6 protein-coding genes are annotated in these 7,425 nt (G+C 72.3%); 1 reads left to right on the top strand and 5 read right to left on the bottom strand.

The window, feature by feature from the left end:
- A partial coding sequence (locus L6E12_RS02940; RefSeq protein WP_236226304.1) for a sodium-translocating pyrophosphatase occupies positions 1-2,241 on the bottom strand: 2,241 nt, incomplete at its 3' end.
- Positions 2,242-2,591: 350 nt separating this feature from the next.
- Here L6E12_RS02940 and L6E12_RS02935 point away from each other — a divergent pair.
- Positions 2,592-4,904 carry a DEAD/DEAH box helicase gene (locus L6E12_RS02935; RefSeq protein ID WP_236226311.1) on the top strand — a complete coding sequence of 771 codons (2,313 nt, stop codon included), beginning with the start codon at positions 2,592-2,594 and terminating at the stop codon, positions 4,902-4,904.
- A gap of 495 nt (positions 4,905-5,399) precedes the next feature.
- On the opposite strand, the gene L6E12_RS02930 is transcribed toward L6E12_RS02935, so the two are convergent.
- The 4 genes from L6E12_RS02930 to L6E12_RS02915 form a co-directional block, all read right to left on the bottom strand.
- Positions 5,400-6,026, bottom strand: a complete 627-nt coding sequence (locus L6E12_RS02930; protein WP_236226303.1) for a bifunctional DNA primase/polymerase — start codon at positions 6,024-6,026, stop codon at positions 5,400-5,402.
- A 355-nt stretch (positions 6,027-6,381) separates the two neighbouring features.
- On the bottom strand, positions 6,382-6,759 hold the full coding sequence (locus tag L6E12_RS34990) for an Rv3654c family TadE-like protein (protein WP_308073997.1): 378 nt from the start codon (positions 6,757-6,759) through the stop codon (positions 6,382-6,384).
- A gap of 131 nt (positions 6,760-6,890) precedes the next feature.
- Positions 6,891-7,232, bottom strand: coding sequence for a TadE family type IV pilus minor pilin (locus L6E12_RS02920; protein ID WP_035287267.1), 342 nt, complete (start codon positions 7,230-7,232; stop codon positions 6,891-6,893).
- Entirely contained in the window at positions 7,232-7,405 is a 174-nt protein-coding gene (locus tag L6E12_RS02915; RefSeq protein WP_236226301.1) for a DUF4244 domain-containing protein, read from the bottom strand. Before L6E12_RS02915 ends, L6E12_RS02920 begins: the two co-directional genes overlap by 1 nt.
- Positions 7,406-7,425 lie beyond the last annotated feature (20 nt).

Here is a 7,425-nt window from a genome sequence, read left to right as displayed (position 1 = left end):
GCCGCGCCGCTTGGAGATCACCACGGCCACCACGATCAGCACCAGGGCGACCACCGCAATGCTCACCCGCAGCCCGGTCGATGCCTCCGCGCCGACCGACCAGCCCACGATGGCGGGCGCGATCAGCACCGAGACCAGGTTCATCACCTTGATCAGCGGGTTGATCGCCGGACCGGCGGTGTCCTTGAACGGGTCGCCGACGGTGTCGCCGATGACCGTGGCGGCGTGCGCCTCGGACCCCTTGCCGCCGTGGTTGCCGTCCTCGACCAGCTTCTTCGCGTTGTCCCATGCGCCACCGGAGTTGGCCAGGAACACCGCCATCAGCGTGCCGGTGGCGATCGCGCCGCCCAGGTACCCGGCCAGCGGCCCGACCCCGAGGCCGAACCCGACCGCGATCGGCGCCAGCACCGCCAGCAGGCCCGGGGTGGCCAGCTCGCGCAGCGAGTCGCGGGTGCAGATGTCCACGACCTTGCCGTACTCCGGCTTGCCGGTGCCCTCCATGATCCCCGGGATCTCCCGGAACTGGCGGCGCACCTCGAACACGATCGCGCCCGCCGCCCTGGTCACCGCGTTGATCGCCAGGCCGGAGAACATGAACACCACCGCCGCGCCGATCAGCACGCCGACCAGCACGTCCGGGCTGAACACCAGGAACGCGGTCGGGTCGAACGTCTCCCCGGCCTTGACCAGCGCCTTGCCGATGGCGTCCTGGTAGGAGCCGAACAGCGCGGTCGCCGCCAGCACCGCGGTGGCGATGGCGATGCCCTTGGTGATGGCCTTGGTGGTGTTGCCGACCGCGTCCAGCTCGGTGAGGATCTTCGCGCCGTCGTCGGTCACGTCGCCGGACATCTCCGCGATGCCCTGCGCGTTGTCCGACACCGGCCCGAAGGTGTCCATGGCGACGATCACGCCGACCGTGGTCAGCAGCCCGCAGCCCGCCAGCGCGATGGCGAACAGCGCCACCACGACCGAACCGGACAGCAGGAACGCGCCGTACACCGCCGCGCCGATGACCAGCGCGGTGTAGACCGCCGACTCGAAGCCGACCGAGATGCCGGACAGGACCACGGTCGCCGCACCGGTCAGCGAGGTCTTGCCGACCTCCTTGACCGGCTTGTACTCGGTGCCGGTGTAGTAGCCGGTCAGCCAGAGGATGACCCCGGCCAGCACGATGCCGATGATCACGGCCACCGCGGCGATCAGCGCCGGGTTGCCCGGGGTGCTCGCCTGGGTGCCGTCGGTCAGCGCGGAGAACGAGCTCGGCAGGAAGACGAACGCCGCCGCGGTGCACAGCACGGCCGAGACCAGCGCCGAGATGTAGAACGAGCGGTTGATCGTCGTCAACCCGCTCTCGCCCGCCTTGGCCTTGGTGATGTAGACGCCGAGCATCGCGGTGATCACCCCGAGGGCCGGGACGATCAGCGGGAACAGCAGGCCCTTGGAGCCGAACGCGGTGGAGCCCAGGATGAGCGCCGCGACCAGCGTGACCGCGTAGGACTCGAACAGGTCGGCCGCCATGCCCGCGCAGTCGCCGACGTTGTCGCCCACGTTGTCGGCGATGGTCGCCGCGTTGCGCGGGTCGTCCTCGGGGATGCCCTGCTCGACCTTGCCGACGAGGTCGGCGCCGACGTCGGCGGCCTTGGTGAAGATGCCGCCGCCGACCCGCATGAACATCGCGATCAGCGCCGCGCCGAAGCCGAAGCCCTCCAGCACCTTGGGCGCGGTGCCGGTGTAGACCAGCACCACGATGGCCGCCCCGAACAGGCCGAGGCCGACCGTGGCCATGCCCACGGCGCCGCCGGTGCGGAACGCGATCCTGGTGGCGGTCTCCCGGCCCCCCTGCTCGTTGGCCGCGGCCGCCACGCGCAGGTTGGCCTGGGTGGCCAGCCACATGCCGAGGTACCCGATGGCGAACGAGAAGACGGCGCCGACCAGGAAGAACAGCGACCGTCCTATCCGCTCCCCACCGCTGTCGGCCGGTAGCAGGAACAGCAGCAGGAACACCACTGTCCCGAAGACCAGCAGGGTGTTGCGCTGTCGCTTGAGATACGCCGCCGCGCCTTCCTGGACCGCCTTGGCGATGTCCTGCATCTTCAGGGTGCCCTGGCCCGCGGCCAGGACCTCCTTGATGAGGACGTACCCGACGGCGAGCGCGGCTAGGGCGATCACGGCGACCACGACGACGACACCGCGGTCGCCGCCGGTGAGTGTCAGATCTGCCGCGAGGGACTGCCCGGACATCCGGCCTCCTGAGGATCTGCCTGGTGTTCAGCGCCGGCCGACCGCCACTACCACACGACGTCCACCGACCCCGTTTGCACGTGTGGGCCACCACAATCAGTGGTCCGCTCGGAAGTCTATTGGTAAAGCGGATCACCGATGCGAATCTGTTCCACACCGTGCACCCTCCGTTATGCAACACCGCCGTAGTGTGATCGAAATCTCATGATCACACCGCGTGTCGCCCCGAGGAGTGCGGGAACCTCGTACACCTGTGCGAAAATCGGGGGGTGCGTGTCGAGTCGGCCACAGATCTCCCGGCGGGCGCGGCTCTCCCGGCGGGCGCGGCGGAGCCGGACCGGGGCACCCACCTGCTGCGGCGGGTGCTCGCCGGGGTGCCCGCGGGTGAGGAGCCGCTGACCCACGTCGCCGAGCTGCCCGAGCGGGCGGCCAGGGTGGTCCCGTGGCCGGAGTGGACGCCCGACCCCGTGCGCGCCGCGTTCACCGCGTGCGGCGTGCGTGAACCGTGGTCGCACCAGGTCGAGGCGGCCGAGCACGCGCACGCGGGCCGCAGCGTGGTCATCGCCACCGGCACCGCCTCCGGGAAGTCCCTGGCCTACCAGTTGCCGGTGCTGACCGCCCTGACCGGCGACACCCGCGCCACCGCGCTCTACCTCTCCCCCACCAAGGCCCTCGGCGCCGACCAGTTGCGCTCGGTCTCCGCCCTCGACCTCCCCGGCGTCCGCGCCGCCTCCTTCGACGGCGACACCCCGACCGCCGAGCGCGACTGGGTGCGCGCGCACGCCCGCTGGGTGTTCACCAACCCGGACATGCTCCACCGGGGCATCCTGCCCGCCCACGGCCGCTGGTCGATGTTCTTCCGCCGCCTGCGCTACGTCGTCGTCGACGAGTGCCACTCCTACCGGGGCGTGTTCGGCTCGCACGTGGCCCTGCTGCTGCGCAGGCTGCGCCGGGTGTGCCGCCGCTACGGCGCCGACCCGGTGTTCGTGCTGGCTTCGGCCACGGTGTCGAACCCGGCCGCCTCCGCCACCCGCCTGTCCGGAGTGGACTGCGCCGCGGTCGCCGACGACGGCTCCCCGCGCGGTGCCCGCACGGTCGCCCTCTGGGAACCCCCGCTGCTCGACGACGTGGCGGGGGAGAACGGCGCCCCGGTCCGCCGCTCGGCGGGCGCCGAGTCCGCCCGCATCCTCGCCGACCTGGTGATCGAGGGGGCGCGCACGCTGGCGTTCGTCCGCTCCCGCCTGGGCGCGGAGCTGACGTCGCTGGGCGCCAAGCGCATCCTCGCCGAGGTCGACGCCGACCTGCCCGACCGGGTGGCCGCCTACCGCGCCGGATTCCTCCCCGAGGAGCGCCGGGCCCTCGAAGCCGCCCTCGCCGACGGCCGCCTCCTGGGCGTGGCCAGCACGAACGCCCTGGAACTGGGCGTCGACATCGCGGGCCTCGACGCCGTGGTGGTCGCGGGCTACCCCGGAACCCTCGCCTCGTTCTGGCAGCAGGCGGGGCGGGCGGGCCGGGCGGGCGACGGCTCCCTGGTCGTCTTCGTGGCCAGGGACGACCCGCTGGACACCTACCTGGTGCACCACCCCACCGCGGTCCTGGACAAGCCCGTCGAGGCCACCGTCACCGACCCTGGCAACCCGTACGTCCTGGCCCCGCAACTGGCCTGCGCCGCCGCCGAACTCCCGCTCACCGCGGATTGCCTCCCCGACTTCGGCGGCGAGCAGGCGCGAGCGGTCCTCGACGACCTGGTGGCCGAGGGCACCCTCCGCAAGCGGCCCACCGGTTGGTACTGGACCCAGCGCGAACGCCCGCACGGCCTGGTCGACATCCGCGGGTCGGGCGGCGACCAGATCGCCGTGGTGGAAGCGGATTCGGGACGGATGCTCGGCACGGTCAACCCAGGGAACGCCTGCGCCACCGTGCACCCCGGCGCCATCTACCTGCACCAGGGCTCGTCGTACGTGGTCGACGAACTCGACCTGGAGTCCGGCCTGGCCATGGTTCACCCGGAAACCCCCGAGTGGACCACCACCCCGCGCGAACTGGTCGACATCACGATCCTCGACACGGTCTCGGAGACGGTCCACCCGGCCCTGGGCGGCGGCGAGGTCCGGGTCTGCCTGGGCGAGGTCGCGGTGACCTCGCAGGTCGTCGCCTACCTCCGCAAGCTCCCCAGCGGCGAGGTCCTCGACCAGATCCCCCTGGACCTCCCCGAGAACACCCTCCACACCCGCGCCGTCTGGTACACCGTCACCGAGGACCTGGTGACCGGGAAGGGCCTGGACCGAGCGGGCCTGAAGCGCTCGGAGGTCCCGGGCGCCCTGCACGCGGCGGAACACGCCGCGATCGGCCTGCTGCCCCTGTTCGCCACCTGCGACCGCTGGGACATCGGCGGCGTCTCCACCGCCCTGCACCCCGACACCGAACAGCCCACGGTCTTCGTCCACGACGGCCACCCCGGCGGAGCGGGTTTCGCCGACCGGGGCCACGCGGCCCTCATCCCCTGGCTGACCGCGACGCGCAAGGCGATAGCCGCCTGCGAGTGCCCCGAGGGCTGCCCCTCCTGCGTCCAGTCCCCCAAGTGCGGCAACGGCAACGACCCCCTGAACAAGAAGGGCGCCATCGCCGTGCTCACCGCAGTCCTCAACACCATCCGGGACTGATCACCCGGCCCGAAGATCTTGCAGGGCCGGAAACGCAGCAGTGGTTGGGGAAGCAGCCGGGGTGGGAAAAGCAGCGACGCCGGGGGGCGCCGACAAGATGTCGGCGCGCAACCCCGGCGCGCTGCCTGCCACCGAGCCCGCGGCGATCCGTCTGCGACCGCGGCGCTCGAACACTGGGAACTGGTCGGCAGGGACTACCGGTCGTCGACACCTGGGAGGCGGATGGTGTCGAGCGGATGGCATTCCCGGGGCGGGTTTCGCCGACCGCGGCCTGGTGGCCGCTGGTCCCAGGTCCGTGCGCGCGCGGGAGGCGGACGCCTCCAGCGGTGCTCGGCTGGCTGCCGGTCCGGCGGCGACACGCACCAGGGGCGGAAGGGGTGTCGCCGTCGCGGACTGGCGGGAGTGGTGGTCCGTGCTCGCGGCGGGCGTGCACGGGACCGACCACAGTGGTCATTCAGTTGTGGGTCTGTCGCACTCGGACCGGAATCGGTCGAGCTAGTCGGCGGTGACCAACTGGGTGGCCAACCGGTCGTAGGTGGGCAGCCCCAAAGCGTCGAGCAGCGCGTCCTGCACCACCCGCGAAGCCGGGATCTGCCACCCGCACACCTCGGGCTTGACCCGCCAGTGCACGACACCGTGGCTGGCCGGGCTCGGCGGCAGGGTGATCCACTCACCCGCACCGCGCAGGACCACACCGCTCTCGGCGAGTTCCGCGTCGAGCGCCCGGTCCGAAGTGGTCAGGAACAACCACTTGCTGTCCGGCGTGGCGATGATCGGCACCGGCAGCCCCACGGAGCGCAGCACACCCGCGGCCCGGCGACCCAGTTCGACGTCGACCTCGATGGCGTCGTACCCGGCACCGGTCGCCAGCAGCAGGCTGTAGGGCTGCCCGGCCCACCAGGTGGCGACCTGCTCGGACCGGGTGCCGACCCGCGCCTGCCAGTCGTCGTGCACCGGAACCGGCCCGGTGGCCTCGAAGTCCTGTCGGCCCGCCCACTGCGCACCGGCCGGGTAGGTGCCCGGGAGCACCGGCCACCCGCGGAACGCGAGACCGATGGCCTCCGCGCGGAGTTCGACCTGGAACGCCCTGCGCCAGCTATCCGACCTTTCGCTACCGATCATCTCGGGCGGTGCCTCCTCGGGTGGCGGGGGCCGGGTTGGCTCCCTGTGGAGAACTCAACGCCATGGCCGCCCCACACGGAACTCACTGTCGACCACTGGTCGTTTTGGCAAGATGAGCGCCGACAACGAGAACGGCCGACCTAACCCCGGCCGACCGATCACCGACGCCGCGGCCATCACTCGGACGTGGGCACCCACCGAGCAGCACCGCCTACCCGACGGCACCGCAAAAAGCACCACCCACCAGCAAAAAGAGCCCGCTACACGCTGGGTGACCCACCTCCGCGGACAGTCCGTGAACAACTTCCACGATGCCGTTCACCGTTCCACGGCGACCGCTTGACCCCGGCCCCGATCACACGGGCCCGGCCACCGCGACTGCACGTCCACTCCTGACTCCGGCCAACACCCCCGGCGGCCGCGCCACCACCACGACGGACACGACGAACCCGTCGACCCGGCACCCGACCACCTCCACCCGCATCCGATCCGCCACCCACCGCGCCCGGTCACAGGCCCACCGCTCCCCGTCGACAGCCCGCCCCGCCCCGGCCAGCGCGGCCAGGTCAGCGGCGGCCTCGGCCCGGTGCCGGGTCACGACGGCTGACGCGAGCAGGACCCCGAACCCCGCCACCACCACCAGCGCCATGATCACCCCCGCCGCCCACACGGTGGCGAACCCGCCGTCACCAGCCCCACCGCGCCCACACCGCGAGACCGCTCCACCCGGCACTGCTGCGCCCGGCGCAGCAGTGCCCGATGAAGTCGCGCCTGGTGCGGCTGTGCCCGGTGCAGCGGCGGTCCGAGCGGGCAGTGCCGGGGCGTTGGTCGCGGTCACGGGTGTCCCGAGCACGGGAGCCCCGGTCACGGGATCACCCCCTCCGGTTCGGCGACGGCGTACGCCTCGGCTGTCAGGTCCACCCCGGGGAGCAACCCGCCGACCGGGGCCGCGTGGACCACGACGGTCACCTCGTCACCGGACCGGCGGATGTCGACCGCGGCGCCGGGCGGCGCGATGGCCACCGCGGCGGCGCGGCCGCGCTCGGGTTCACCGCGGGCGGCGAGCCGCGCGGCTTCCCTGGCGGCGTCGACGCACCGGACCTGAGCGGACAGGGCCGAGATCCCGCCGAGGGCGAAGGCCAGGACGAGCACGATCGCCCCGAGCGCCACCGCGGCCTCCACGGTGACCGCTCCCCGGTCGGCCATCACGGCTCGAACGAGAGGGCCCGCCGCACCAGCCCGAGCAGCCCCGCGGCGACCTCCCCTCCGGTGACGACGGAGTACAGCAGCATCGCCAGCGCCGCGGCGACGAGCAGTCCGATCGAGTACTCCACGGTGCTCATCCCGGCATCGGACAGCACCCTCTTCTGGTTGCGCACAGCATCTCCCTTCTCAGTGG

The organism is Actinokineospora sp. PR83, from assembly GCF_021056305.1.
Lineage (GTDB): Bacteria > Actinomycetota > Actinomycetes > Mycobacteriales > Pseudonocardiaceae > Actinokineospora > Actinokineospora spheciospongiae.
Note: the sequence above shows the minus strand (reverse complement) of the source record. Positions and strands in the feature narration are given on the sequence as shown.

Bases quoted from the DNA above. Each gene is read 5' to 3' on its own strand.
- L6E12_RS02930 (WP_236226303.1), bottom strand. From the start codon at position 6,026: ATGATCGGTAGCGAAAGGTCGGATAGCTGGCGCAGGGCGTTCCAGGTC.
- L6E12_RS02920 (WP_035287267.1), bottom strand. From the start codon at position 7,232: ATGGCCGACCGGGGAGCGGTCACCGTGGAGGCCGCGGTGGCGCTCGGG.